The sequence below is a fragment of the Lysobacter antibioticus genome (genome assembly GCF_001442535.1).
GTDB classification, from domain to species: Bacteria; Pseudomonadota; Gammaproteobacteria; order Xanthomonadales; family Xanthomonadaceae; genus Lysobacter; species Lysobacter antibioticus.
In genome coordinates this window covers 2583323-2608972 of sequence record NZ_CP013141.1, presented here as the reverse complement: position 1 = coordinate 2608972, position 25650 = coordinate 2583323, and the positions used below count along the sequence as shown (strand labels likewise).

General features: G+C 67.0%; 22 protein-coding genes. 11 read left to right on the top strand and 11 right to left on the bottom strand.

Annotation, left to right across the window (positions count from 1 at the left end):
* Window positions 1-463 precede the first annotated feature (463 nt).
* From GLA29479_RS10585 to GLA29479_RS10540, 9 genes are all read left to right on the top strand, one after another.
* Entirely contained in the window at window positions 464-1069 is a 606-nt protein-coding gene (locus GLA29479_RS10585; protein WP_057918526.1) for a hypothetical protein, read from the top strand.
* Window positions 1070-1262: 193 nt separating this feature from the next.
* Window positions 1263-1865 (top strand): hypothetical protein, encoded by a 603-nt coding sequence (locus tag GLA29479_RS10580; RefSeq protein ID WP_057918525.1) that lies wholly within the window; start codon window positions 1263-1265, stop codon window positions 1863-1865.
* On the top strand, window positions 1862-2320 hold the full coding sequence (locus GLA29479_RS10575) for a hypothetical protein (protein WP_057971541.1): 459 nt from the start codon (window positions 1862-1864) through the stop codon (window positions 2318-2320). The genes GLA29479_RS10580 and GLA29479_RS10575 overlap by 4 nt, the downstream gene beginning before the upstream one ends.
* Entirely contained in the window at window positions 2320-3132 is an 813-nt protein-coding gene (locus GLA29479_RS10570; protein ID WP_057971540.1) for a hypothetical protein, read from the top strand. The genes GLA29479_RS10575 and GLA29479_RS10570 overlap by 1 nt, the downstream gene beginning before the upstream one ends.
* Window positions 3129-5129 carry a carboxypeptidase-like regulatory domain-containing protein gene (locus GLA29479_RS10565; protein ID WP_057971539.1) on the top strand — a complete coding sequence of 667 codons (2001 nt, stop codon included), beginning with the start codon at window positions 3129-3131 and terminating at the stop codon, window positions 5127-5129. The genes GLA29479_RS10570 and GLA29479_RS10565 overlap by 4 nt, the downstream gene beginning before the upstream one ends.
* A 644-nt stretch (window positions 5130-5773) precedes the next feature.
* Window positions 5774-6202: a CBS domain-containing protein gene (locus GLA29479_RS10555; protein ID WP_144436448.1), complete on the top strand. Its 429-nt coding sequence runs from the start codon at window positions 5774-5776 to the stop codon at window positions 6200-6202.
* A gap of 111 nt (window positions 6203-6313) precedes the next feature.
* A complete protein-coding gene (locus tag GLA29479_RS10550; protein WP_082638514.1) occupies window positions 6314-6613 on the top strand; it encodes an FAD-dependent oxidoreductase in 300 nt (99 codons plus the stop codon).
* 128 nt (window positions 6614-6741) lie between these two features.
* The gene (locus GLA29479_RS10545; protein ID WP_082638513.1) at window positions 6742-7821 is read left to right on the top strand and encodes an SDR family oxidoreductase; all 1080 of its coding nucleotides are present in this window, start codon (window positions 6742-6744) and stop codon (window positions 7819-7821) included.
* Window positions 7822-8017: 196 nt separating this feature from the next.
* The gene (locus tag GLA29479_RS10540) at window positions 8018-9697 is read left to right on the top strand and encodes an ABC1 kinase family protein (protein ID WP_057971534.1); all 1680 of its coding nucleotides are present in this window, start codon (window positions 8018-8020) and stop codon (window positions 9695-9697) included.
* A 121-nt stretch (window positions 9698-9818) separates the two neighbouring features.
* On the opposite strand, the gene GLA29479_RS23660 is transcribed toward GLA29479_RS10540, so the two are convergent.
* The 3 genes from GLA29479_RS23660 to GLA29479_RS10530 all read right to left on the bottom strand — a co-directional run bounded on the left by GLA29479_RS23660 (window position 9819) and on the right by GLA29479_RS10530 (window position 13062).
* The gene (locus tag GLA29479_RS23660) at window positions 9819-9983 is read right to left on the bottom strand and encodes a DUF1328 domain-containing protein (RefSeq protein WP_082638512.1); all 165 of its coding nucleotides are present in this window, start codon (window positions 9981-9983) and stop codon (window positions 9819-9821) included.
* A 267-nt stretch (window positions 9984-10250) separates the two neighbouring features.
* A complete protein-coding gene (locus GLA29479_RS10535) occupies window positions 10251-11534 on the bottom strand; it encodes a hypothetical protein (RefSeq protein WP_248842831.1) in 1284 nt (427 codons plus the stop codon).
* 235 nt (window positions 11535-11769) lie between these two features.
* On the bottom strand, window positions 11770-13062 hold the full coding sequence (locus GLA29479_RS10530) for a phospholipase D-like domain-containing protein (RefSeq protein ID WP_057971532.1): 1293 nt from the start codon (window positions 13060-13062) through the stop codon (window positions 11770-11772).
* Window positions 13063-13457: 395 nt separating this feature from the next.
* Between GLA29479_RS10530 and GLA29479_RS10525 the strand changes: the two genes are divergently transcribed.
* Window positions 13458-14294 (top strand): hypothetical protein, encoded by an 837-nt coding sequence (locus GLA29479_RS10525; RefSeq protein WP_057971531.1) that lies wholly within the window; start codon window positions 13458-13460, stop codon window positions 14292-14294.
* A gap of 27 nt (window positions 14295-14321) precedes the next feature.
* Here GLA29479_RS10525 and GLA29479_RS10520 read toward each other — a convergent pair whose 3' ends face one another.
* From GLA29479_RS10520 to GLA29479_RS24465, 6 genes are all read right to left on the bottom strand, one after another.
* The gene (locus tag GLA29479_RS10520) at window positions 14322-15719 is read right to left on the bottom strand and encodes a hypothetical protein (RefSeq protein ID WP_057918515.1); all 1398 of its coding nucleotides are present in this window, start codon (window positions 15717-15719) and stop codon (window positions 14322-14324) included.
* Window positions 15703-17109 (bottom strand): CHAT domain-containing protein, encoded by a 1407-nt coding sequence (locus tag GLA29479_RS10515; protein WP_057971530.1) that lies wholly within the window; start codon window positions 17107-17109, stop codon window positions 15703-15705. Before GLA29479_RS10515 ends, GLA29479_RS10520 begins: the two co-directional genes overlap by 17 nt.
* Window positions 17106-18893, bottom strand: a complete 1788-nt coding sequence (locus tag GLA29479_RS10510; RefSeq protein WP_057971529.1) for a hypothetical protein — start codon at window positions 18891-18893, stop codon at window positions 17106-17108. Before GLA29479_RS10510 ends, GLA29479_RS10515 begins: the two co-directional genes overlap by 4 nt.
* A gap of 16 nt (window positions 18894-18909) precedes the next feature.
* Window positions 18910-20229, bottom strand: coding sequence for an alpha/beta fold hydrolase (locus tag GLA29479_RS10505; protein ID WP_057971528.1), 1320 nt, complete (start codon window positions 20227-20229; stop codon window positions 18910-18912).
* A 387-nt stretch (window positions 20230-20616) separates the two neighbouring features.
* Entirely contained in the window at window positions 20617-21399 is a 783-nt protein-coding gene (locus tag GLA29479_RS10500; RefSeq protein ID WP_057918511.1) for a PAS domain-containing protein, read from the bottom strand.
* Between the two features lie 592 nt (window positions 21400-21991).
* Window positions 21992-22270: a hypothetical protein gene (locus GLA29479_RS24465; protein WP_144436447.1), complete on the bottom strand. Its 279-nt coding sequence runs from the start codon at window positions 22268-22270 to the stop codon at window positions 21992-21994.
* On the opposite strand from GLA29479_RS24465, the gene GLA29479_RS25970 reads away from it, so the two are divergent.
* Entirely contained in the window at window positions 22263-22394 is a 132-nt protein-coding gene (locus GLA29479_RS25970) for a hypothetical protein (RefSeq protein WP_282955883.1), read from the top strand. The genes GLA29479_RS24465 and GLA29479_RS25970 overlap by 8 nt on opposite strands.
* A gap of 226 nt (window positions 22395-22620) precedes the next feature.
* Here the strand turns inward: GLA29479_RS25970 and GLA29479_RS10495 are convergent, their stop codons facing one another.
* Complete coding sequence (locus GLA29479_RS10495; protein WP_211265052.1) at window positions 22621-24246, bottom strand: flavin-containing monooxygenase; 1626 nt, start codon at window positions 24244-24246, stop codon at window positions 22621-22623.
* An 80-nt stretch (window positions 24247-24326) separates the two neighbouring features.
* Entirely contained in the window at window positions 24327-25550 is a 1224-nt protein-coding gene (locus GLA29479_RS10490; protein WP_057918509.1) for a flavin-dependent oxidoreductase, read from the bottom strand.
* Window positions 25551-25650: the final 100 nt, after the last annotated feature.

Here is a 25650-nt window from a genome sequence, read left to right as displayed (position 1 = left end):
TCGCGGTACGAGTCTAGTCAGCCGGATCGGGCCGCAGCAGTCGGGCTGACCCTAGGGCGGGTGGCGCGAAGGCGACTGCGTTCGCCCAGCCGGCAGCCTGCGTCGCCACGAAGCGGAACACGCCAGTCGGGAGTGGGGCGGGTCCATACGCAATCGAATCCATAGCAGGGCGGGCGACGGCGGGGCGCGGCGGTGCGCGTTCGAGCCGGCCGCGTCCGGTAGCCGGCTACGGAAGCGGCGACCTGTACAGAGCGTGACCGGGATTGACCGGGCAGGGCGAGGTGTGACGAAGAACGTCAGTAGTGTGACATCAGTCGCATGCTGTTTACGTATACTTAACAAGCAATATGCCGAATGTCACTCCTTGGCATACTTTGTGCGTTTTTATGGCCTGCGCCCGGAGCCCCGGCACGCTATCGACCCTCCCTGGAACTCAATAATGCGAACGCTCACGAAGTCCCTTTTGGCCCTTTCGCTGCTCGCCGCCGTACCCATGCTCGCCCAAGCCGAGTCGCAGTACACCACCGGCACCGGTACCCCGATCACCGCCAGCGCCAAGCTGGACTTCCAGATCACGATTCCCAAGATCCTGTTCCTGCGCGTCGGCAGCGGTGCGGACTACACGACCAACACCGTGGTAAACCAGATCGCGTTCGTCGTACCGGCCAACCAAGTCGGTACCGGTGGCCTGGGCATCGCCGCTACCGCCGCCTCCGGCGACCTCAACGACGGCAAAGTCACCGCCAAGCTGGTCGGCAACAACGGCACCATCACCCTGACCTCGACCACCCTGGGCGCGCTCAGCAACGGCGTCGCCGGCGACACCATCTCCTATAGCCAGATCGAAACCACCGAGTCCGTCCTGTCCTCGGGGACGGCGTTGGCGCATCCGACTCTCGCCGATGGCGCGACCACCACGTCGACCGTGGCTCCGGGCACCGGCAAGTTGGTCAACCGCGATGCGGTCTGGACCTACAAATACAAAAACGCCGCCGTCGTCGCCCCTGGCGTCTACGGTGGTGTCAACGCCAACAACAGCCGCGTGACCTACACCGCATCGATGCCGTAAGCCGCAAGCCGGACGTCCCTTGCGAGATTCCGTTCCCGCGTTGCGGGAACGGCTCCGGCTTGATCCGCAGCCGCGGGAAAGGCTCCGGACCGCCCCGCACCCGCGGGAGCGGCCCCGGCTCGACCCGCACCCGCGGCAACGGCTCCGACTTCAGAGGCCCGACATGGTTTTGCCCTTACGCCCAGCGTGCTGGGTGCTGCTCCTGCTTGCGCTGGGCTGGTTCGACACCGCCCAGGCCTTCGTGGTCACGATCTCCCCGGGCGCGCGCATGGTCTACCTGCGGGTCGGCAACGGCGTGTTCACCGGCAACTATTCCAGCGGCGGCACGCCCGGACGAGGCGGGGCGATCAACAAAGTCTCGGTGACGGTGCCCGCGGCGGTGCTCGGCAACGGCGCCGACCAGGTCATGACCACCGACGCCACTCAGGCCAACAGCTCTTACGACGGCTTCGCCTTCTGCAACGTCCCGGCGCAGATCTACGTCGGCGGTTTCTATCGTCTGCCCGGCAGCACCGGCACCGCGACCCTCACCGCGACCGCGCCGGCGGCGGGCCTCAGCAACGGCGCCGGCAGCACCATTCCGTTTTCGCAGATCAGCTGGACCAGCAGCGGCAATAACGACACCGGCGCGCAGCCGATCCTGGCCGGCACCTTCACCGGCGGCCCGCAGACCCTGGCGAGTTTTCCGGTCAACACCTGGCGCGAAAGCTGCCACACCTTCCGCTATGCCAACGACGCCGTCGTCGCCTCCGGTACCTACACCGGCCAGGTGGTCTACACCTTGAGCGCGCCATGAAGCGCGTCATCGCCGCCTGCATCCTGTTCTGCGCGAGCGCGCTGTCGCTGGCGGGTACTCACCGCGTCGACGACAGCGCCAGCCAGGTCACCGCCAACACCCTGCGCATGCAGTGGGACTCGGTCGCGCCGCGCAGCGGCGAACGGCCCACGGTGTCCGGCGCGCTGACCGTGCGGGTGCGCTTGAACCTGGCGCCGTGGCAAGGCCGCAACGGCCGCGTCTACATGACCCTGCCGGTGCAGGCGAGCGGACCGATTACCGCCACCTGGACCACCCAGGGCCGGCTGTTGCCGGGCAGCCTGCGCGCCGGCGAACGCACCCTGGTCTACAGCGGAGCCATGCCGGCCGGCCTGCTCGAAGACACCATCCGCCTGACCATCCAGGCCGACGGACAGAAGCTGGTGCGTACCGAACAACTCAATTTCTCCTTCGAAATCGACGTGGAAGACCTCTGATGCGTACCGCTGTCCTGCGCCATGCCCTGACGTTCGCGGTGCTCGCGCTTGCGCTGTCGTCGATCGCCGCCCCGAGCTTCGCCCAGGGCTTCTCCGCCCTGGTGTCGCCGCCGCGCTTCGAAGACACGGTCAAGCCGGGCACTACGTATCGCAACGTGGTCGAGATCTCCAACATTTCCAATGCGGTCGGCCGCTACACCCTGAAGACCGCCGACTGGCATCTGGATGCGCAGGGCGCGGCGGTATTCGACGACGCCTTGGCGGCCGACAGTTGCCGGCCCTGGGTCGGGCTGGAAGCGGCGCAGATCGAGATCGCGCCGAACGGCAAGCGCCGTTATCGTTTCGAGGTGGTCGTGCCGGAACAAGCAGCGCCCACCGAATGCCGATTCGCGATCCTGCTCGAAGGCGCACCGGAGATGGTCGGCGATCAGCTCACCGTGCCCGTGTCCGGACGCATCGGCATCATCGTCTACCTGGGCATCGGCGATGTCGCGGCGCAGTTGCAGCACGTGGCGAGCCAGGTGCGCGAGGTCGACGGCCGGCGACTGCCGGTGCTCGACATCCGCAACACCGGCAAGGCCCACACTCGTCTTGAAGGGTTGGTCAACGGCGTCGACGCGAGCGGCCGCAAGTTCGCGCTCGCACCGTCCAGTCTGCCGATTCTTCCCGGCGAAACGCGTTCGATCGCCTTGGTGCCGGAAGGCGACGACCCGGCCACGCCGGCGCCGCCGATCGTTTATCCGCTGAGCCTGAAGGGCGCACTGGAATGGGGCCGCCAGCGCCTCGAACTCGACGTACGCATCGATAAATGAGGCCCGCCCGACGGCTCGCCCGGCGCAGACTGGCGATCTGCGTCGCCTGTACGCTTGCGTCGGCCGCGCCTGCGGCGTCGGCGGCCGACGCCTCGGCGCCGGTCTACCGCGATCGCATCATCGCCGCGCAGGCGTTGGCGCCGCTGCCGCCCGACGAAGACGAGGTCGTCGACGGCGACGGCTTGCCGCGTTCGTTCCGGCTCGAGCTCAACGCCGCCTATACCGAGCGTGGCGACGAGCACTTCGGCGAGCAAGGCCTGGCCGCCGGCGGATTCTGGGAAACCGCGAACTGGGGCAGCCTGTCGCTCGACGCGACCGTCTTCCACAGCGACCGCGACCGCTTCGCCGACGACAGCGGTTGGGGCGGGGCGGCGACCTTATGGCAGCGCAACCTGTTCGTCGACGGCGGTTGGCGCCTCGATAACGGTCTGGGCGTGATCAACACGCCGTCCTCGCAGTTGCAGCGCAACCAATACCGTTTCTTCCTGCCGAGCGTGGCGATGGCCGGCCTGAGCACGCAATGGACCCGCGATGCGAGCGGCCTGAGCGTGTACGGCGCGGTCGGTCGCGCCGGGCTCTACAACGGCACCCGCGTGGTCGGTTTCGACGTCGCCGACGGCCACGTCGGCGCGTTCGGCGCGCAATGGCAGGGCGCATCCGGTTGGACCCACGCGGTCTCGGCGCTGAGCACCGACGGACGCATCGTGCCCGACGATGTCGGCGAGGCGGGCCTGATCGACCGGCCCAGCCAGGCCGCGCATTGGGCGAGCGCATGGCAGTCCGATCGCGACGCGGTGCAACTGAACCTGCTCGGCAGTCACGACGGCGGCGGCAACGCCACCGGCGCCTGGATCGACGCGAGTGCGCGACGCGGCCGTTATCGCCATCACTACGGTCTGTTCTCGCTCGACCCGGGCCTGACCTGGGGCTCGTCTCCGATCAACCAGGACGTGCGCGGCGGCTATTACCGGCTGGCCTATCAGTACGGCCGCTGGAGCTGGAACACCGGCATCGACGACATCCGTTCGATCAGCGGCGCCGGCTTCGACGGCCAGTACGCCACTGCGTTCGCGCGTTACCAGGCCAGCAGCGTGTTCGGTTACGGCGCCAGCCTGAGCCTGCGCCACGCCGACGACGACACCTACGCGGCGCAGTTGTTCGCCGACCGCCGCGGCGATTGGGGCCAGACCCGCTTCCAGTTCGATCACGCCGGCGGCGACGGCGGGGTCGGGCGCAGCTGGCAGGCCAGCATCGACCAGGCCTTGCCCTTGCGCGAAGGCCGGCGTTTGTCGGTGTCGCTCGGTTACGGCGAATGGGGCGAGCGCAACGAAACCTCGACCGAGGTCGCGATCCGCACCACCACCCGCACCACGACCTTTTCGATGTACGGCGGCGTGGAACTCGGCGACCGCGTGTCCGTCGACGGCACCGCGCGCTGGACCCACGGCGAAGGCCCGGCGGCGATGCGCGGTGTCGACTTGAACCTCGGCGTCAACTGGCGCATCGCGCCGCGTTGGTCGCTGACCGCCGCGCTGTATCAGAGCCAGGGTTCGCAACGTTCGCCGTTCGCGCTCGACCCGTTGATCGTCGATTCGCCGTTCCTGTCGTTGCCGCGCGAACGCTCGGCGTTCCTGACCTTGCGCTACGAGCGTCAAGCCGGCCGCGCGCTGCCGGTGATCGGCGGTGCCCCGGGCTCGGCGGTCGGCAGCATCGACGGCTCGCTGTTCCTCGACGATAACGACGACGGCGTGCGCGCCGCGTCCGAACAGGCCGCGCCGAACGTTACGGTGGTGCTCGACGGCCGTTATGCGGTGCGCACCGACAGCAACGGCCAGTTCTCGTTCCCGCGCGTGTCGGTCGGCAAGCACACGATCGCGGTGATTCCCGACAACCTGCCGCTGCCGTGGGCGGTGCGCGACGACCGCGGCCTGCAGTCGATCGAGGTCGGCGTGCGGCGCAGCCAACGCGTCGATATTCCGGCGACGCGGCAGCGCTGAGGCGCACCCGGCGGGCACCGCCTCAGCGCCAAGGCAACAGCGGTTGTTGGGCGTTCGTGAACGCCTTGGCGGTCGGGCACGACTCCTGCTTAACCTGGCGGGGGCCACCGTCGTCCGAGGGTCGCCCCGAATCCGGCGGCGACGAGGTGACGGACATGGGCAACAACAGCAACGGCAACCCACGCGAAGGCGGGCAGCAGGAGGGGCGCGACATGCGCTCTTCGCAAGGCCGGCCTCCGCACGGCCAGGGCCACCAACCCTTGCCCGGCGAGAATCCTCCGTAGGAAGGCGAGCACAAGAAGCGGAAAGTCCAGAACGCCGATTTGCCGCCAGGCGAGGGGCATCAACCTTTGCCCGGCGAAGACGCGCAGGATACGGCCCCGAAGCGCTAGGTCCCGGCCGGCGAATCGCCGCACCGGTGCCGCCGATGGCAGTGCGTGGGCGGCGTAATGCAAGCGTCGCCATGCGTGCGCGGCGCCCCGAAAAATAACGGTTGCGCGCTGGCGGGCATTCATTGCGGTGAGCGCGCTGCGAACGGCATTGCCGCAACGTGAAGCCCGCCATCGCCGCGGTTCACGGCGATCGAACGAAACGCGGACGACAATCCGGTTGCACTGCATCTTCACTCACTGCGGAGGAGCATCGTGATCACTGCGAAAACCCTGATGACCCCGGATCCGGCGACCTGTTTCATCGGCACGCCGGTGCGGGAGATCGCTCGCCTGATGCTCGACAACGACTGCGGCGAGATTCCGGTGCTGGACGAGCGAAGAAGGCCGCTCGGCGTGGTGACGGATCGCGACATCGCGATCCGTATCGTCGCCACCGGCGGCGACGGCACCGCCACTGCCGGCGAGGCGATGACCTCGCCGGTCAAGACGGTGGGCGAAGACAGCGATCTGCAAGCTTGCGTCGCCCTGATGGAAACCGCGCAGGTGCGCAGGGTGCCGGTAGTCAATGCCACCGGCGAACTCGTCGGCATCGTGTCCTTGGCGGATATCGCGCTGGCCGGCCAGAGCCGGGCCACGGCGGCGGTGGTCAAGGAAGTCTCCACGCCCGCCGCTGCGCACTAGGCGGTCCGCATCGGCCATGCGCAGCGGACGGGCATCGGGTCGAGCTTGTTTGTGCATGAGCCAGCGCACGGCGGAGCCAAGGTTTGTACCGGCGCATGAGCCGGCGCGCGCATGCGCGTCGGCTTCGCGCTTCGGCCCAGGCAGGGGATGAACCAGACAGGCGATGACGAGTTCGATGCGATGGGCTGCGTCACCAATGCGCCGTTGGCCGCGGCGGTCGGCGCCGAGCTGAGCGCAACCGGCGAAATCCTCGTCGACGCGCATCAGATGACCCGGGTCGCGGGCTTGTATGCGATCGGCGACGTGGTCAGCGGTCTCAACCAGATATCCGTCGCCGTCGGGCAGGCCGCGATCGCGGCCACGCACTTGCACAACCGTCTGCCCGCGGCGATCCGGGCTGCGCAGACATAGCGCTGTCGCCCGATGGGATCGGCCGGCTTTGTTCGCCTCGGTCGCTCGTTCACGTCCACCGGCCGTTCACGTCCACCGAATGAAGCCGATTCTATGGTCGGGGCCTGTTCCTCTGTCGAGGTGATGTCATGACCGTCAAGAAGGCATCCAAGTCGCCGACAAAATCCGCCGACCGCTCCACGAAGCGCTCGGGTCGTCCTGCCTCCACCGCGTCGATGGGATCGGCTGCGGCCGAACGCACGGCGGCACGGCAGCGCGTCATCCAGAAGGGCATCGATGCGAACCAGGACGCGCCGGCGTCGAACAAGGCGGCCAAGAAAACCGCCGGGAAAACCGCCGTGCAGGCCGGGCCGCACGGTCAGCCCGAGAATCCGTTGCCGAAACAGCATTTGCTCAAGCCCGGCCGCGAGAGCGATCTGAAGCCGCGTCCGAAGTTCGCCGCCGAAGGCTACCTGGGCAGCGCCAAGCTGGACGGCATGGTCGCGATCGTGACCGGCGGCGACTCCGGCATCGGGCGTGCGGTGGCGGTGCTGTTCGCTCGCGAAGGCGCGGACGTCGCGGTGTTGTACTTGAACGAGCACGAAGACGCCCTGGACACCTGTCGGTACGTCGAACAGGAAGGGCGCCGCGCCCTGGCGATCGCCGGCGACGTGCGCGACCCCAAATTTTGCGAAGCGGCGGTCGCCCAGACCGTCGCCCAGTTCGGGCGCCTCGACGTGCTGGTCAACAACGCCGCCTTCCAATTGCATGCGCAGTCGCTGGAAGAACTGAGCGACGCGCATCTGCAGGAAACCCTGCAGACCAACATCGCCGGCTATTTCCATATGGCGCGCGCGGCCTTGCCGCATCTGGGCCAGGGCGCATCGATCATCAATACCGGTTCGGAGACCGGTATCTTCGGCAGCAAGCATCTGTTGGATTATTCGGCGACCAAGGGTGCGATCCATGCGTTCACCAAGTCCCTGGCCAGCCAACTGCTGCCGAGAGGGATCCGGGTCAATGCGGTCGCGCCCGGCCCGGTCTGGACGCCGTTGAATCCGGCCGACAAACCCGCCGATGCGGTCGCGAAATTCGGACAGGACAGCGACATGGGGCGACCGGCGCAGCCGGAAGAAATCTCGCCCGCGTACGTGTTCCTCGCCGCGCCGATCTGCGCCTCGTACGTCAACGGCGTGATCCTGCCGGTCATGGGGGGGCCAAGAGGCTAGTTCCGCGTCAGGCAACGCTGCGGCGCATGGTCGCGAGCTCGGCGCAAGCGCTCGCAGCCGCGTATCGCATGAACGAGCGTCCTCGCCGACTCTCCGGATGCCCCGTGAGGCCCTCACGAGCCGTTGCCGAGGCCTGCGGAATAGTCCGGCTGTCCGTTCTGCGTCGTGGTTCGACCACCGCCAAGGAGTCGCCGCAATGAGCGCCACCCCGAGCACCTTGACCCGCACTGCGCAACTGGTCGGCTTCCTGCTCAAGTACCGCAACTCGGGCGTGTTCACCGGCGTGGATTGGGATGCCGCGACCGACCTGGACGTGGAGGTGCCCGAAGAGGGGCGACCGGCGGATTTCGTGCGCGATCTCGAAGCGCTCGGGCCGACTTTCATCAAGATCGGCCAGGCCTTGTCGACGCGGCCGGACATGGTGCCGCCGGCGTATCTGGCGGCGCTGGAGAAAATGCAGGACGACGTCAATGCATTGGATGCGGCGACCATCGAGGCGGTGGTCGAGGCGGAACTCGGCGTGCGGCTGCACAGCATCTTTCCGCAGTTCGACGCCAAGCCGCTCGGCTGCGCGTCGCTGGCGCAAGTGCATCGCGCCACCTTGCGCGACGGCCGCGAGGTGGCGGTCAAGGTGCAGCGGCCGAACGTCGCGCAGGTCATCCGCAGCGACCTGGACACCTTGCAGATGCTGGCCTCGAAAGCCGACCACAACACCCAGGTCGGCAGGCGCCTGCATTTTGCCGACTGGGTGCAGGAATTCCGCAAGACCGTCATGGACGAGCTGGACTATCGGCTCGAAGCCGATCACCTGGAGCGTTTCGGCGAACACTTGGCGAAGTACCCGATGCTGGTCGTGCCGCAGCCTCTGCGCGACCTGTCCGGCGCACGCGTGCTGACCATGGAACTGGTGACCGGCAGCAAGGTCACCGAACCGCTCGGGCTGCGCCGCACCGAGCATTCGATGCGGCCGCTGGTGGTCGATCTGCTGCGCGGCTACCTCGACCAGATGTTCGTGCACGGCGAGATGCACGCCGATCCGCATCCGGGCAACCTGCTGATCACGCCCGATCACCGGCTGGCGATTTTCGACCTGGGCATGGTCGCGCACATCCCTCCCAAGATGCGCGGGCGCCTGCTGAAGCTGGTGTTCTCGGCGGTCGACGGGCGCGGCGAAGCGGTCGCCGACGAGCTGATCGCCCTGGGCGTGCGCCTGCACGATTTCGACGAAGGCCGCTTCGTGCGCGAGGTCGGGCAGCACGTGGCGCGCTATGCGGCGCACGGCCATTCGCAGGACTGGTCGGAAGGGCGCCTGTTCCTGCACCTGAGCCGCCTCAGCGCCTTGTGCGGCTTGCGCACCCCGCCCGAGTTCAATCTGCTGGCCAAGACCCTGCTCAACCTGGAAACCGTATGCATCGCCCTGGACCCCGAGCTCAGTCTGAAGGCGACGGTCGAGGATCATCTGCAAGGCCTGTTGCGCGACCGGCTGCTGCAAACCTTGTCGCCGGCTAATCTGGCCAGCGAAGCGATCGAGTTGCAATCGCTGCTGCAGGATGCGCCGCGCAAAGTCGGCACCGTGTTATCGCTGCTGGCCGAGAACCGCCTGCAGATGCGGATCACCGGCTGGCAGGACTCGGCGATCATGGAGAACCTGCAGAAGATCGCAAACCGTATCGCCGCCGGCATCGTCGTCGCGGCGCTGCTGATCTCAAGCGCGCTGTTGCTGCGCTCCGGGGTTGGGCCGTTTCTGTTCGGCTATCCGGCCTTCGCGCTGCTGCTGTTTGTGGTCGCGGTCGGACTGGGGCTGGCGATCGTGGTCAGCGCCTTGCGCAACGACAAGAAACCGCGGCCGCGCGAAGAGCGCGGCACGCGGTCTTGATCGATTTCGGCGAACGCCATTCGCTCGAGGCTGCTTCAGCCACGACGACAGCGACGACCGTTGCTGTCGGCGCAGGCGATCGGCGCATTGCTGACGCCGGTGCGGGGCTGCCGTGCAAGCGCTAGGCTGCCGGGCCGCGGCCGCGGAAGAACGAAACCGCCGCCAGGATCAGGAACACGACGAACAGGATCCAGGCGATGTTGCTGGCGGCGCCGGCGATGCCGGTGAAGCCGAGGACGGCCGCGACCAGGGCGATGACCAGGAAGACTACGGCGTAGCTGAGCATTTCATGTCTCCTCACGATGGCGGTTGATACCGACACTGAGCCATAGCGTGTTAATGGCCGGTCGCGCGGCGACGCGCGCCGGTTCACCGCATCGAAACAAAGCCGCAGCATCCTTCACGCTGCATCCACGCCGCGATCGACGGGGCTGGAAGTCGCAACGTCCGGCTCATGTTCGAAGCTGAATTGTTCATGCCTGATCGGTCTCGATGCGATCGAGCCCGATGCGGATGGCGACACACCGGGACGAGCGGCCGGGCCTTCGGCCCGTCATGGGCCGCGCCTGCGTTCGCACGCTTTCAGCCGGTGGTTGAAGTAACGTTGCAGCAGGGTGGTTTCCAAATTGTGCAACGCCAACTCGATGCGGAACGGCGTGCGCGGATTGCGGTCGAGCAGGCGGACGATATGGAAGCCGACCGGCTTGACGCCTTGCTTGTGCACGTAGATTTCGAAGCCGCGATAGAACGGGTCGGCCAGTTCGGCGTCGAGCCGGGCGAGCGTCCGCTGCGCATCCGCGGGCAGACCGGCGCGCAGCGCCGGGTCGCGCTCATGCAGCAGCCGTTCGAAGAAGCGCTTCGAACGGTACGGCTGCAGGGGGCGCGCGAGTTGCCATATCTCGCGATTGCGCCGGTTGTAGAACTCGAAACCGCCATGGCGCCGCAACGCAGCCGCGGCTTGCGCGCTGACGTCGTAGACGACGAAGTTCTCGGCCTGGTTGTTGAGATCGTCCAGACTGTTGCGGTCGAACACATGGAACACGAAGCCCGGCCGCCCCATGAAGGCCTGGCGGCCCTGTCGCGCTGCGGCGACGGCGCGACCGTCGTGTGCGAAGCGGCCCGCCGAGCTGCCGAGCAGGATGCTGCGGGTGGAGTGCAGACGGTTGAAGGTGCCGATGATGATCTCATCGGCATCGAATTCGGTGTCGAACCCGTTCATGCCGTACAGCTCGGCCTGGGTGGCGTATTGCGCGATCTGCCGCCCGAGCCCGCATTCGCCGCGTACTTGTCCGCTGTAAAACGTCTCGATCGCCCGCGAATTGGCGCCGCTGGGGCGGTAGCCGCGGCCGAACCAGGCGATGGGCCTCCAGCCGTCCCGCGCCGAGCCGGTGGGTCCGAAGCCGATCCAACCCACTTGCACCGCGGAGAAGCGAAAGCCGCGGTTGACCACCAGTCGGTCGACCGCGCGCCGCGTCGCCTCACCGAGCCGGAAGTCGTAGGCGCAAACGGTGGCCGGATGCGCCAGCAATGCGTCGTCGAGGCGATCGCGCGCGCGGCCGTCGAGCCCGCTGGGAATCTTGACCACCAGATCGCCGGCCGCCTGGGCCTCGTTCAAATCGGCACGGTCGCAGGGAGCGCCCGGGTGGATTTCTATCGTTGAAGCCTCGATCTTCGACGCAGCGACCGGAACGAAGCGCCAGCCCAGCTCCTGGAGCAGGCGCGTCTTGCAGTGCGGTGGCGCCGCCCATGCCGTGGCGGTCGCGGCGTGGGCGAGCCCCATCGCCACCGCGGCAATGCAGCGCAGGCGCGCTGCGCGATGCGGGTCGAGGTCAGGCAAGCGTCCGCAGCGTGGGTTCGAGGCCCGACAGCACCAGAGCGACCGCGTCGAACGCCAGCGAGGGCGTGCCGGAAGCCTTGTTCGTGGCCATGGAGCTGCTCCTGAAGGAAAGGGGCGCCGACGTGCGGGCGACACCCGATCCTGCGCTCGCGAAAGTTAAGGCCGTGTGGCATCGCGCGCGTTCATCGCGTCATGGCGGCGACGATCGCTGTTGCGATAGCTGAGCCGACGTACGTCACAGCTGGCTTTTCAGGGGCAGGATGAATTTTTCCGCGAAGCGCTCGGTCCACGGGCGATCCTGCCAATGTGCGAGCGTGTACGGTGTGGCCTGGGTCAGATCGGCCTCGAAGACGGTGGTCATCCGTTCGGCGAACCCGCTGTCGAAGATGTTGAGGCTGGCTTCGTCGTTCAGGCGCAGCGAGCGCATGTCGAAATTCGTCGACCCGACCGACACCAGGTGCCGATCCACGATCAGCGCCTTGACGTGCATCATCGTCGGCTCGTACTCGTAGAACTCGACTCCGGAGAGAAGCAACGGCTCCCAGCCGGCCTTGGACGCCAGGCGCACGGCATCGGAGTCGGTGTGTTTGCCCGGGACGAGAATGCGGATGCGTACCCCGCGATGGCGCGCCGTCATCAAGGCCTGGAGGATCAGCTCGTCTGGAACGAAATACGCCGCGGCCAGATCGATCGACTGCGAGGCGGCGGCGATCGCCATGAGGTACATCAGGTGCATGCTGTCGCTGCCGCCGGCCGGCGAGCTGAGAAACATCTGCGCATCCATGTTGCCGACCGGACGCAGCGGCGGGTAATACGCTGCGCCGTTCAGCACCTGCCCGGTGGTCTTGATCCAGTTGTCGCTGAAGGCCGCCTGCATCTGCGCGGCCACCGGTCCGCGGACCATGAAATGGCTTTCGCGCCAATGCTCGGGGTCTTGCGCGTGGCCGAGCCATTGATCGGCCACGCCGACGCCGCCGGTGAACGCGGTCGCCCCGTCCACGACCAGGATCTTGCGGTGGGTGCGGTTGTTGATGCGGTCCAGGCTGTGCCAGGCGATCGGCCGATAGCGTTGCACGCGTACGCCGGCCTGTTGCATCTGTGCGAGCAGGGCGGAGTCCATCTTGCTGCTGCCGAGCCAGTCGATGGTGACGTGCACGCGGACGCCGGCGCGTGCGCGTTCCGACAGCGCGGCGCTGAACTGTTTGCCGATCTCTCCGGACCAATAGATGTAGGTTTCGAAGGTGATCGTGCGTTGCGCCGTGCCGATCGATTTCAGCATCGCCGGAAAGATCTCGTCGCCGTTCTGCAAATCGACCACATGGTTGCCGGACAGCAGCGCCGGCCCGAGCATCACCCCCATCTCCCGGCGGAACTGCGGGTCGGTCACGGCGTAGCGGTGCTCGGGCTTGCGCTGAAGGCGTTTTTCCGGCCCGGCCAGATTGACCGCCAGCCAACCCAGCAGGACCGTGATCAAAACGGTCGCGACGATCGCCGAGACGACTTGCTTTCGAGTCCAGCGTTCAGACATGAGTAGCGACCGTGAAGGGCGAGCGGCGGAGACGGCGCTGCGGTGTCGCGGGTGCAGCGCGTGCGGGCGTGGTGTCGCTTGCGCGGCGCGGGGCCGGCATCGAGTGCAATGGCGCTTGCGCACTGTCCGAGCATCGGCCGCGCGCTGTGGAGCCGGTGCGAAGTTCCGACCGAGGGCGTCGCGTCGCGTGACGAGCGGTGCGCGCTGAACGACGAGCAGGCATTGCGAGGCCGTTGCCGCCGCAGACCCGGCGAGGCGAAGCGGCTGGAAAATCATGCGGCGACGCAGCACAATCGCGCTCCGGCCGATCGGCGAGCGCCGTCCTGTTCGGTGCCAGGCCGCTGCGGGACGCGCGGCATCGGGCATGAAGCCATCAACGATCAGGGACCGACCGCATGAGTGCAATTCGTATCACCGTCTTCGCCGGCCTGCTTGCGCTCGCGCCGCTGCGCAGCGACGCGGCCGAGGCTGTCGCCGCGAAGCAGGCGTCGCCGGCGCAAGCGCAGGCCGACTGCCGGCGCCTGTTGCAGTTGGCGCAGTGCCTGGCTTCGGTCGAGATGAGCTCGAACTCGCCGCCGGATGAGGCCTATCGCGGCCGGTGGCGGCGTTACCCGGGCAACGAAAGCGAGGCTTCGGTGCAACGCGGTCGCCAGCACCTCGAATCGATCGTGTTGAGCAACGGTCGTCATTTCTCGAAAGCCAGCGACGACTCGCAAGCCGGGCCCAACCCCACCGAACTCGGCGCCTTGCTCGCCAGCACTCCGGTGATGTGGCTTGGTCTGCTGCTCGGCGAGCACTTCGAATTGCCCTTGCCCGGGCACGACATCGACGCCGTCGGTGAAAACAGCTGGGCCTACGGCGTGGAAAAATACCGGGTGCAGGTCAAGGCACTGGGCGAGGGGCGTTATCGCATCGACGTCGCCAAGACCGCCACCACCGGCGGCGAAGCGCCGCCCGAACCGGCAGCGCAGGCCGGCGAGTGCAGCGATGCCGAGGCCGAGGCGGGGCGCTGCGAGCAGCCCTTCGTCTTCAGTACCGCCGAGGACCGCGCCGCGCGCTTGGCCGAGTTGGCGCCGGTCGGCTCGGGCTTCACCGCCATCATCGGCGTGCAAACGCCGACGCAGGCCTTGCCGGATTCGCTGTCGCTGAGCGGGTGGACGTCCAGCGACGGCAAGGCCTATGCGACGCTCGGCGATGCGCGCCGCGCGGCGAAGCCGGCTGCGAAGGAGTGATCGACGGCCGGGCCAGGCGCCTGCGCCTCAGACCGGCAAGCGCACCGTCGGGTCGCCCAGCACCACCATCGCAAGACGATCCATCGCCAGCAACTTGGCCTTGCGCGCCCGCGTTTCGGCATCGTGTTCGTGGTTGTTGAAGGCCTCGATGGCCTCGATGTGGTCGAGCAGCAGGCCGGCGACGGCATCGTAATAGCCGTCCATGGCCAGGCCGATCGGCGGACGCTGCGCCGAATGCAGGGCGGTGTACAAGGTGTCGACGATCAGCGCGTCGGTCATGCGCTGGCCGGTGTCGGGATCGCGCAAGGTCCAGTCGAAGGTCGGCTCGACATGGCCGACGAAGGCCGCCAACGGGCGTTCGCTGCCGAGCAGGGCGCGCGGCAACGGCGCGGTGCACGGGCCGATCCCGGCCACCGCGGCGAGCATGCGGCCGAGGCTGGATTGTTCGTCGACCAGGCCCTGGAAGGTCGAAGGCCGGTCGGCGCCGGCCGAGCAGCAGGCATGCGCGTACCAGATCGCGCCGGTCGGGTTCCAGGCCCGCAACAGCGCGCCGATGTCGAGCAAAGCGTGGTCGACGTCGAGCATCGCACCCAACTGCGCCTTGAGCTGTATGAGGTCGTGCAACGGAAACGTGGCGCCGTGGCTGGAGCTCAGCACGAAGGCCGGCTGGCGTTGCTTGAGGCCGGCGTAGAAATCCTCCAGGCGCCCTTGCGCCCCGGTCAGCAGCAGCGGATGGAAACCGTCGGCATCGAAGGCCTTGAACAGGGTTTCGGCGATGGTCTTGCGCATCAGGAAGGTGATGTCGGGGTGGCCGTGATCCACCGCCCACAACAACGGCGCGTCGACGTCGCGCTGATGGCCCGGCCAATCGTTGAGCAGCGCATCGACGTAGCGCTCCAGGCCGGCCTCGTCGAGGTCGAGACGGCCGACGTAGGCGTCGGTCTGCAAGCGGTACTGGAAGCGCCAGGGAATTTGTTCGGGCGAGCCGACGATCAACAGATAACGCGGCACCGCGGCGTCGCCGACCGTGCCGCGGGTGCCGGACAGGCGGAGGCTGGCCGGCCCGCGATGCGGGTAATAGCGCTGCAGTCGGCCGTCCTTGGCGATCTCGGGGCGATAGCGGAACACCGGTGCGTTGCCGCGCGCGGCGATCAGCCTGCGTATCGCCGCGGGCGCGTCGGCGGCGACGGCCTTGTCGGCATCGCCGAGGCCGTCGCGATCGGGCAGGACCACGCCCCAGCCGACGCGCGGGTCTTGCCATTGCGCCAGGTCGAGCGCCTGCGCCGCGCCGCTGAGTTGACGCGGCGACGACATGGCGCCGCGCAAGGCCCAGGCCGTCGCGTGTTCGGAGCAGACGCCGCTGGCGACGGCATCGCCGCACCAGGCATTGCTCAGCAGCGACGCCAGCTCATTGTCCGCCGACATGCTCGAAGCTCCCGTCGGCGGAGGGCCACAGCGCCCGGGGCACGCCTTTTTCCGCCAGGGTGCGTTCCAGCGCTTCGATGCGTTCGGCTTCGCTGAACTGTTGGCCGGCGGTGCGCAGCCACCAGGCCGTGGTTTCGGCGCGGATGCGGAACTCGTCGGACTTGGCCTGCTCGATGCCGAGCGGACGGATGAAGACCTGGGCCTCGACGCCGCGCACGTACAGCACCGGCAACGACCACTCCGGCGAGGCCTGCGCGTCGCGGTTGCCGAGCTGAGAGATGGCGCTGCGCGCATGGAACATGATCGGCGTCCATTCCAGGGTGGTGCTGGCGCGCTGCTTGAGTTCATCGCGCGCGCGCAGCAGCGCGGCTAGGGCCTCGGGATAGAAGGCGCGGGTGAACTCGTAGGCGTCGTTGGCCTCGACCGGTTCCATCATCGCGACCACCGCCGGAAAGCCGGCCGACACGACCTGGTTGGCCATCGACTGCAGGCCGTTGCCGCCTTGTCCGCTGGAGCAGCAGTTCAGCACCATCAGCCAGGGATTGCCGAGCGACGCGCCGAGGGTCACCAGGTCCTGCGAGGGCAGGTTGATCGAGCCGGCGAGGGTGCCGGGGTCGTGCGCGGCGAATTGCACGTGATCGTTGGCGGTGGCCAGTTCCAGCCACTGCCCGGCGCTGCCGGCGTGGCCGTGGCAGAAGAAATGCAGGATGTTCGGCGACCACTGGCGGATGCGTTGGGTCAGCCGCGCCGCAGTCTCGTCGATCGCCGCCACTTCGATGTCGGCCAGGCCTGCCGGGTCCTGCTGTATTTCGTCGCGGATGCGTGTGTGCAGGGCGGAGTCGCCGACCAACAGCTTCAGCAGCACCGGCAGGCCGGTTTGGCGCGCCGCCAGCACCGCATCGCGCAGCAGTTCCCACTCCTTGCGCTGATCGGCGATGCCGAGCGCGGAGATCACCGCCATCAGCCGCACCGGCGTAGTCAGTTCGCCGGGCAGGCGGCTCGGTGCGTTGATCGGATCGATGATGCGGGCGATCGGCCAGCGCGGGTCGAGGGCCACGAACTGCTCGTTGCTGTCGCACAGCATCTCCCAGTTGATCAGCTCGGCCTCGGACGGATTGAGCATGACGAACAAGGGCCGGACCTGGGTCGGCAAGGTCTGGCTGAGGCTGTCGAGCACGCCGGAGATGCCCTGGTGCTGACGCAGGGCATCGCGGACCATGCGCCCGCGCGCAAGCACCGCGGTCTGCGTGTCCAGGCCCGGCAACTGGTCGGCGCGCAGTTTCACCCGGCCCAGGGCGCGGCCGCCGTGGACCGGGAACGGTGCGCGCACCACGCTGGCGATCAGGTCGTCGTCGAGGATATCGACCGAGAGGATGGTGCGCTCGTTCATGGCGCATCCTCGAGTTCGTCGGAATCCGACAATTGCAGCTTGCGCTGCTCGAGATCGAGTTTGGCCTTGAGGATGCGTCGATCCAATGGCGATTCGGTCGCTTCGCCGGGCAATTGTTCGACCTGCAGTCGGTAGTCCGCGATCTGGTCCATGCGTTCGATCTGGGCCTGCAGCAGTGCCTGTTCCGTGGAATCAGTTACATCGGAGCCGATAACGAAACGGTGTTCGACAGCGGCGTCAGCCGGCCCTTCGATGGGCGCTTCGACCAAGGCCTCGACGGTGGGCGGCGCATCCTGCTCGATCTCGACCAGGCGCTGCTCGATCTCGCCGTGGATGCGGCGCCGCTCGATATCCCCGACCGCCTGGCGCAGCAGGTCGATCGTGTCCATGGCCGTGTCCAGATCGCGCTGGACGATGGCTTCGGGAAGGACTTCGTCGCGCATCGCCTGCTGGTATTGCACTTGCACTTGTTCGGCCAGGCGCTCGGTCGCGGCGGTGACCGCGGAGATGCTTTTGCTGGCGGCCTGGACGAAGGAGGGGCTGCGCGTCGCGGACGCGGCGGCCGACAGCGGCAGCGACTTCAAGGCCGAGTCGCGCTGGGTGTCGTTGCGCGAATACAGTTCGATATGGCTGCGCACTTGCTCGGACAATTCGCCGCCGTCGGAGGCGCCGCGCGTGGGCGAGACCAGATAGGGCTGGCAATACAGATAAACGGCGCGCGAGCGCGGCGGCGGTTGCGCCGACTGCGCGTGGATGAAGCGATAGCTCTGCGCCAATGCCGCCGGCGCATCGTAGGCCGCATTGAACAACAGCATCGGCCCCGGCAGCGATTGCGCGATCTCGTCGGCCAGTGCGCGCAGGCCGACTGGGTTGTGGTTGTCGCGCGAGGCCGAGAACGCGGTCGCCCAGGCGCCGACCTGGGTCAGGAAGCTGGTGAGCTCGCAGGCGCCGACCGGGCCGGCCAGATAATTCTCGGTGCGGCCCAGCGGCGACTGCGCCAGCAACATCGCCCCGGACGTGCCGGACAGATGGCCGTGACAGACGAAGTGCACCGCATCGGTGCTGTAGGGCTTGAGCGCCTGGCGCATCCACAGCAGCCAGGGCGAGCGCAGGGTGCCGCTGCTGTCGAGCAGGCGCGAGGACGGGTCCTCGACGACGAAGCGTTCGGCATCGGCGGGCGAGTGCAGAATCAGCTCGGCCGAGCCCGGAGACAGGTGCCGCACCGGTTCGCCCATTTCGGCGTCGGCGAACACGTGCAGGCGCACAGGCCGGTCGATGCCGGACACGATCGCCTGGATCGCATCGACCAGACCGTCGCGGATATGGGCGTGCTCGCAGTTGAGCGGAGCGCTGGCGCAGACGGCGATATCCAGCATGGTCGCGCTTTCGCGCGGCGGCGGGAAAATGAAATCCGGCAGCATCAGCACCGGCGTCTGCAAGGCGTCGAGCAGCAGGCGTTCCCACGGCAGGTAGCGCAGCGCGCCGTAAGGCTTGGCCAGGTGAATCCACAGCGGGCGGCCGGGCTCGGCGTGCTGCAGCCAGGCCGTGTGCAGGCTCGGCAGCAGGCGTGGCGCAATATGGAACTGCGATTCGTCCGGCCGCGTGCGCAGGTCCGAGGCGATCGACGGCGCCAGCCCCCATTCGTTGATGCCGCCCTCCCACAGCGGCAGGCTCTGCAGCCTGCCGCCGGCCTGGAACTGCAGGGTGGCGCGTGCGTGTTGCGGCCTCGTCAGCTCCATTTTCAGGGTGACGATATCGTTCTCGCGCTTCAGCAGTTCGGCCATGGTGCGGTGCCGGCGCTCAGCGGCTGGAGGCGAGGTTGTGCGCCAGCCACCAGGTCGAAGCGTTGCTGATATCGCCGTGGCCGCCGATGGTGCGGGTGCCGCGTACGCCGACGATGCGGCCGCCGGGGCCGAAATCGTAGGCGCTCGCCGGGTCCTTGATGTCGACCAGGGTCTGCTCCGAATCCTGCGGGCCGTAGCCGCCCAGGGCCGCGTACTTGCTCGGCGAGTCGCCGGCCGCGAGCGGCTGCTCGCCGAGGTCGTGGTCGCGCCGCAAGGCCAGGTGGAAGGTCTTGGTCAGGGCGATGTCGCGTCCGCTGAAGGTCGCGACCACCGGCCGTTCGATGCGCTGCAGGTTGCGGTGGTAGCCGCCGGTGCGGCCGGTTTCCGGCACCTGCGCGGCGAAGGCGTACTGCGACATCGCCGGCTGCAACAGCAGGGCCGAATGCACCTTGCGCAGACCGTCCGGCAGCGACGCGGTGGCCGACATCACCACCTTGCAACCGAAGGAATGCCCGAGCAGGTGGATGCGCGCCTGCGAACGACGCAGCAACTCGGCCAGCAGTTGCGATACGCCGCGGCTGCCGACCTTGCCGGAGCGGTCCTTCATCTGCCAGACCGTGAACGGCTTGATCAGGTTGCGCGGGTCGAGTTTCTTCAGCGCATCGCCGATGCCGCCGGCGGCGGCCGGGCCGCCGGCGCCCGGCGTCGCCACGGCGCCGACGTCGTCGAAATCCGGCGGCGCCTCGGTCAAGGAGGCGGCTGCAGCGAGCAGGTCGTCGGCGGAGGCGGGTGCGGCATCGTGGTCCTCGTCGTCGGGCGACAGCACGCTTGCCAGCAGATCGGCGAGTTCGCGCGATTGCGCTTCGGACAAGCCCGGAGTCTGGCTGAGCGCGTGGAAGCGTTCGCGCTGTTCGGGCGCCAGCATCGCGGCGATGTCGGCCATCTGTTGACGGCCGCTTTCGACATCGTCGCCGGCGCCGGCGAAGCCAGGCCCGGTTTCGCTGTCGAACCACGACAAGGCCTGGCTGGGCCAGAAGATGCCGATCAACAGCGGCCGGTAGCCGGCCGGAGCGGGCAGGCCGAGTTGCCGGCGCTGTTCGATATAGCCGTTGACGAAGCTCGCATAGCGTTCGCTGGCGGCTTTCCAGTCGTTGTTCCAGCCGTGTGAGAACAGGAAGATGTCGCTGTGCCCATCCAGATGGTCGAGCACATGCTGACGCGTCAGCGGCCCTTCGCAGGTGCCGTTCTTGTCGAACGGCACGATGTAGTAAGGAAACACCGTGCCTTCGGCGGTGGTGAATTGCTTGTACGGTCCAACCGGTATCAACGATGGCATTCCGAGTCCCCCTTCTCGAAGGGAGCGGCGCCGACGGCGCCGGGCTGACTCCCTAGCCTGATCAAAGAAACGGCATAAGCCTTGCGGGGCGGCCATTGCGGATGGGGCGGCAGGCCTTGCCGCGGGCGCCGCTTCGGTGGTCGGCGGGGGTGCAAGGGGGCGGCATGTCGATGCCGTGCAGGGCATGCCTCGGCAGCCGCTGCACGCTGGCGAAGGGCGGGGATTCGTTCGGAGCCGGCCCACCGCGCTGGCCTCGCTGTCGAGCCACGGTCCGATGCAGAACTCCGGCATGGCCAAGTAGGCGCGTCGCTTACGGGGCTCCAGTCGAACCGGTTCCGGCCGCGGCGCGGGCCGCCGGCGCACCCGGGTGCCGGCGGCCCGCGGATCTCAGTTCGTGGGCAAGTAAGACGGAGCGTTAGAAGGCTGCATCAGCGACAGCGGCGGCGTGCCCTGGAAGATGATCTTCGACGAGCACTTCATGAACAAAGTGTCGGGGACGACGTACAGATAGCCCTTGCAGATGGCTTTTTCGATCAGGTCGGGCTTGGTCAGTACCTCGAACTTGTCCTTCAGCACGTCGATGTATTGCTCGACCGTGCGCGAGGAGATCGACAGCAACTCGGCGATGCGCTTGGAGGTGCCGCCGCGCAGCAGGAAGAACAACACTTCGTACTCGCGGCGGGTCATGTCGATGTCGGCGTCCGAATCGGCATGGGCCTGCCCCGATTGCGGCAGGTTGCTGATCGAGGCCTGGTGCGGACCGATGTTGCCGAAATAGGAGCCGAGCGCGCCGGCGTTGATCGCGGTGATGTCGGTACCGTGGAACAGCACGCCGCGGATGTTGGTCTCCTGATCGAAGAAGGGCTTCTTGACGATCAAGAACGCTCGCCATTTCGCGCACTTGAAGCGGTGCACGTTCAAGGTGGTGATGGAGATCTGCCGCTCCATCACGTACTTGTCCTGTTCGCGAAAGGTCTTGACGTGCGAAGCGACTTCGCAGGGCAGGTCGAAATCCGAAAGCCCGTCCACGTCCTCGTCGGGTTCCAGGCCGACCAGGGCTTTGAACTCGGTGTTGGCGTAGAGGAATTTCGAATCCTGGTCCTTGCAGGCGCAAGGTCCGGGCATTTGCTCGATCATGGAAGAAAGCGCCGAACTGATTGCGATTGCCATGGGGGACATCCTTGTAGAAGGGCAGCAATTCCGAATCTTTCCGGAACGAATAGGTTGGACTTCCTCGATAATGCGGTTCGCAGGGTTCCAGGCAGCAAGGAGACCCTCGTTGCCAGGATCGGGCCGTTCGCAGCCTCGGTCCGCCGTAACGCAGCGGGGCCGAGGCAGGTCACTGCTGGGCGACTTCGGCGTATGTCCTGTGGTCCGTCATGCCGTCGACGCGTCCGTAACGCCAGCCGCTACGCTCCCTGCCGATCACCATCCGCGCGCCCACTGGTTTTTATGGGTCGAGTGATGGGCGCGGCCTGCCCGCAATGCGGGACCGGCGTGATCCAGGTTGAGTTCCCGCTCGTTCGTGCAATCTGCCGGGCGCGGTTCCTTGCGAGTCGCCGCAAGGAATCGACCCTGTCCGCGAGCTTTGGTTCAAGCGAACATCGAGAGACAGGCTTGCACATCGTGAGCCGGACTTCAGGCTGACTACTGCGCATCTTCCGAGGGTGTGGCTGCTTCGGAATCGTGCCGACCTATTTAAGCCTGATGCATGGATTTATTGTGTGATAAGCATTGGGAATCGTGCAGGGCAAGCTGAGTATCAATCTGTTTCGTTACCGGTCTGTGATCGCAATGACGCTTTCAGAATCGAATGAACGATCGCGTGAAGACGATAAATATCCCTTGAAACAAGGGTAATTGCATCGCAGATGGAAATCTCGACAGCAATCGGATTCGCTCGGCTAGTGACAAATGACACAAAGTAGAAGAGCGTGAACTCGATCGGTTTCGGCGAACGAGTTTCATCGTCTGCATCGATAGTTTTGTGGAAAGTTTGAAAGCCGCTTTCCGATGTCGCCGATCGATTCAGCATGTTCATTCGCTTCGCCGTCGCGCCGTTCTTGCATGACATCGGTGGCATCGGCGGCGCCAAGCCGTTGGGCGCGCTGGCGGCCGTGCAGCTGCGCTGCGTGCTGGCGGGCGATCGCGCCGCGCCGGTGTGAGCCTGCGCGCCCGGCATCGCGTTGGGCATGCGCGCAAGTCGCTACGACACGCATCGGGTCGACGCGGCCGATACCTGTGCGGCAGGAACGCATGAGGAATAACTTGGTAAAAAGTAAATCGGAAAAGAATAAGTCTTCATAACGAAGCCGGCCCCACCGCGAACGGTGGGGCCGGCCTTGGATCGAACGATGGATACGCGTATGCCGCGCGGCATTCGTAGCCGCGTCAGGCGACCATCGACGAGGGATCGCTGTGCAGGATGAAGCCCTCGTAGTCGGCGTCGGCCACTTCGCGCAGCTTGGCGCGATAGCCGGCGAGGCCGCCGAAGTAGAACAGCACGCGGCTGCTCTTGCCGGCGATGTTCTCGCCGAAGATCCACGACTTGACCTTCGGGAACAAGGTGTAGGCGGCGATCTCCTTGCAGGTGGCGGTCCAGGCTTCCTCGGCCTCGCGGGTGGTCTCGATGACCGGCGTGGACTCGCCTTCGGCCCAGCCGATCAGCTCGCCGATCCACTCGACCTGGCTCTCGATGCTCGGCGGCAGGTTGCTGAAGGCGCTGTTGGGGCCTAACACCATGAACATGTTCGGGAAGCCCGCGGTGGCGACGCCCAGGTAGCTGCTCGGCGCGTCCTTCCAGTGGTGCTGCAGGGTTTCGCCGCCGCGGCCGCGGATCTCCATCTGGTTATAGCTGCCTTCGACCGTTTCGAAACCGGTCGCGAACACCAGCAGGTCGAGCTTGTGCTCGACGCCGTCCTCGGTCAGCACGCCGTTCGCGGTGAGTTCCTTGATCGGATTCTCCGGCAGGCTGACCAGGCTCACGTTCGGCAGGTTGTAGGTCTCGTAGTAGTCGTTGGTGCAGACCGGGCGCTTGGCGTATAGGTCGGTCGGACACAGCTTGCGGGCGGTGTCCGGGTCCTTGACGATCTGGCGGATCTTGGCGCGGATGAAGTCAGAGGCCGCCTGGTTGGCGGCCGGGTCGACGGCGATGTCGGAGAAGGTGCCGAACATGAAGCGGAAGCCGTTGCCGATTTCCCAGTGGTGTTCGAACACCTTCTGGCGTTCTTCTTCCGACACGCTCATCGCCGACACGCCGCTTTCCTCGAAGCCGCAGGCGATGCGCGAGTTGCGGATGCCGTCCCAGATCTGCTCGAAGTTGTTCTTGTACTCGGCGACGTAGGCCTCGCTGACCTGGCGGCTGCCGGCGGGCACGCAGAACTGCGCCGAACGCTGGAACACGGTCAAGTGCCGGGCGAGCTTGGAGGCGGCGCAGATGAACTGCACGCCGGTCGAGCCGGTGCCGATCACGCCGACCCGCTTGCCTTCCAGCGACAGGTCCGCCGGCCACGCGCCGGTGTGCACGATCTGGCCCTGGAACTTGTCGCGCCCCGGGATTTGCGGGATCACGATCTTCGACAGCACGCCGACCGCGTTGACCAGATAGCGGGTCGTGAACAGCTCGCCGGTGCTGGTGGTCAGGGTCCAGACATGGCGGACTTCGTCGAACACGGCGCTATCGATGCCGGTCTTCAACTGGATGTCCTTGGCCAGGCCGTGGCGGTCGACGACCGCCTGCAGGTAGCCGAGCATCTCGGGCTGGTCGACATAGCGGTTGCGCCAGTCCCAGCCTTCCGAGGTTTCCTTGTCGAAGGAATAACGGTAGACGAAGCTTTCGGTGTCGGCGCGCGCGCCCGGGTACTTGTTCCAGTACCAGGTGCCGCCGACGCCGCTGGCCTTGTCGAAGGCGCGGACCTTGAGGCCTAGCTCGTTGCGCAGCTTGTGCAGCATATAGATGCCTGCGAATCCGGTGCCGATTACGATCGCATCGAAGTGGGTCTTGTCATTGTCGATCACGGATTGACTCCTTGGTGCTCCTCAGCGTCCCCGATCAGTCGGAAGGCCTGGCGTCGGAGTAGTTTCGGGAAACCACGTTTTCACCGGACGTGCGAGCGATCGACGATGCTGCGGTAGGAGCTCGTGATCGTCGCAAGCGCGGCGGTTTTTTCCGGGTCGGGGCGGGTGGCGATGGCGCGCTCGGCGGTATCGCGGTCGCGATTGGCCTGGACGATCGCGGTGGTCGGCGGGCGCCGGACCGCTTCGTAGCGCTGCAACGCCTCGACGGTGTCGCTGTTGTCGCCGAGTTCGTGGGCCAGGCAGACCGCATCGAGGATGGCCTGCGAGGCGCCGTTGGCGCCGACCGGGTACATCAGATGGGCGGCGTCGCCGAGCAGGGTCGCCCGGCCGATGCCCCAGTGCGGCAGCGGGTCGCGATCGACCATCGGGTATTCGAGGATCTGGGTGCTGCGCGAAAGCAGATCGGGGACATCGAGCCAACCGAAATTCCAGTCGGCGAAGTAGGGCAATACGTCCTTGAGCTGGCCCGAGCAGTCCCAACTCGCCTCGCGGGTGAGGTCCTGGGCGACGTCGGGCACCATGCAAACCCAATTGATCAGCGCCCGGCCGTGCTGGGCATGGCGCGCCGAGCAGGGGTAGGCGATCAGGCGGGTGGAGCGATCGTCGTTGGCGACGATCATGCTGCGGCCGTCGAGAAATTCGTCGACTTCGGTCAGGCCGCGCCACATCTGGATCCTGGCGGGCAGCAACTCACAGCGGTCGGGATGCAGACGGGCGCGCACGGCCGAGTGCAGTCCGTCGGCGCCGACCAGGGCGGTGGCCTCGAAGGAAACCGTCGAGCCGCCGTTGCCGCGGTCCTGGGCGTGGACGCGGATGCCGGTGCGGGTGTGTTCGAAGTCCTGCAGGCGCAGGCCGGTGCGGACGGTGTCGGCGCCGAGCCGCTCGCGCACGGCCGCCAGCAGCAGCATCTGCAACTCGCCTCTGTGGATAGCGTATTGCGGATACGGATCGCCGGCGGCCAGACCGCGCGGTTCGGTCCACAGCGTGGTGCCGGCGTGGTCCAGATAGCGCAGCTCGCGGGTGGCGATACCGGTCGCGGCGATCGCCTCGCCGAGGCCGAGCGCGAACAATTGGGCGATGGCGGCGGGCTGGACATTGATGCCGACGCCGAGCGGGCGGATTTCGTTGGCGCTCTCGAGCACCACGACTCGTTCGATGCCCTGCGCGTGCAAGGCCAGCGCGGTCGTCAGGCCGCCGATCCCTGCGCCGGCGATGACGATGTCGGTTTGCGTAGCGGTGGTCATAACGGCGGAAGCTCCTCGACCTTGTGTAGTCGGACTGCCGGTTCCAGCAGCCGCTCGATCGAGGACGCCCGAGGCTCATGCAACGGTGTCGGCGACGGCG

Coding starts and splice junctions, on each gene's coding strand:
- GLA29479_RS10565 (WP_057971539.1), top strand. CDS start 3,129: ATGAGGCCCGCCCGACGGCTCGCCCGGCGCAGACTGGCGATCTGCGTC.
- GLA29479_RS10490 (WP_057918509.1), bottom strand. CDS start 25,550: ATGACCACCGCTACGCAAACCGACATCGTCATCGCCGGCGCAGGGATC.
- GLA29479_RS10530 (WP_057971532.1), bottom strand. CDS start 13,062: ATGTCTGAACGCTGGACTCGAAAGCAAGTCGTCTCGGCGATCGTCGCG.
- GLA29479_RS10525 (WP_057971531.1), top strand. CDS start 13,458: ATGAGTGCAATTCGTATCACCGTCTTCGCCGGCCTGCTTGCGCTCGCG.
- GLA29479_RS25970 (WP_282955883.1), top strand. CDS start 22,263: ATGTTCATTCGCTTCGCCGTCGCGCCGTTCTTGCATGACATCGGTGGC.
- GLA29479_RS10550 (WP_082638514.1), top strand. CDS start 6,314: ATGCGCGTCGGCTTCGCGCTTCGGCCCAGGCAGGGGATGAACCAGACA.
- GLA29479_RS23660 (WP_082638512.1), bottom strand. CDS start 9,983: ATGCTCAGCTACGCCGTAGTCTTCCTGGTCATCGCCCTGGTCGCGGCC.
- GLA29479_RS10515 (WP_057971530.1), bottom strand. CDS start 17,109: ATGAACGAGCGCACCATCCTCTCGGTCGATATCCTCGACGACGACCTG.
- GLA29479_RS10545 (WP_082638513.1), top strand. CDS start 6,742: ATGACCGTCAAGAAGGCATCCAAGTCGCCGACAAAATCCGCCGACCGC.
- GLA29479_RS24465 (WP_144436447.1), bottom strand. CDS start 22,270: ATGAACATGCTGAATCGATCGGCGACATCGGAAAGCGGCTTTCAAACT.
- GLA29479_RS10540 (WP_057971534.1), top strand. CDS start 8,018: ATGAGCGCCACCCCGAGCACCTTGACCCGCACTGCGCAACTGGTCGGC.
- GLA29479_RS10510 (WP_057971529.1), bottom strand. CDS start 18,893: ATGGCCGAACTGCTGAAGCGCGAGAACGATATCGTCACCCTGAAAATG.
- GLA29479_RS10500 (WP_057918511.1), bottom strand. CDS start 21,399: ATGGCAATCGCAATCAGTTCGGCGCTTTCTTCCATGATCGAGCAAATG.
- GLA29479_RS10520 (WP_057918515.1), bottom strand. CDS start 15,719: ATGTCGGCGGACAATGAGCTGGCGTCGCTGCTGAGCAATGCCTGGTGC.
- GLA29479_RS10575 (WP_057971541.1), top strand. CDS start 1,862: ATGAAGCGCGTCATCGCCGCCTGCATCCTGTTCTGCGCGAGCGCGCTG.
- GLA29479_RS10505 (WP_057971528.1), bottom strand. CDS start 20,229: ATGCCATCGTTGATACCGGTTGGACCGTACAAGCAATTCACCACCGCC.
- GLA29479_RS10570 (WP_057971540.1), top strand. CDS start 2,320: ATGCGTACCGCTGTCCTGCGCCATGCCCTGACGTTCGCGGTGCTCGCG.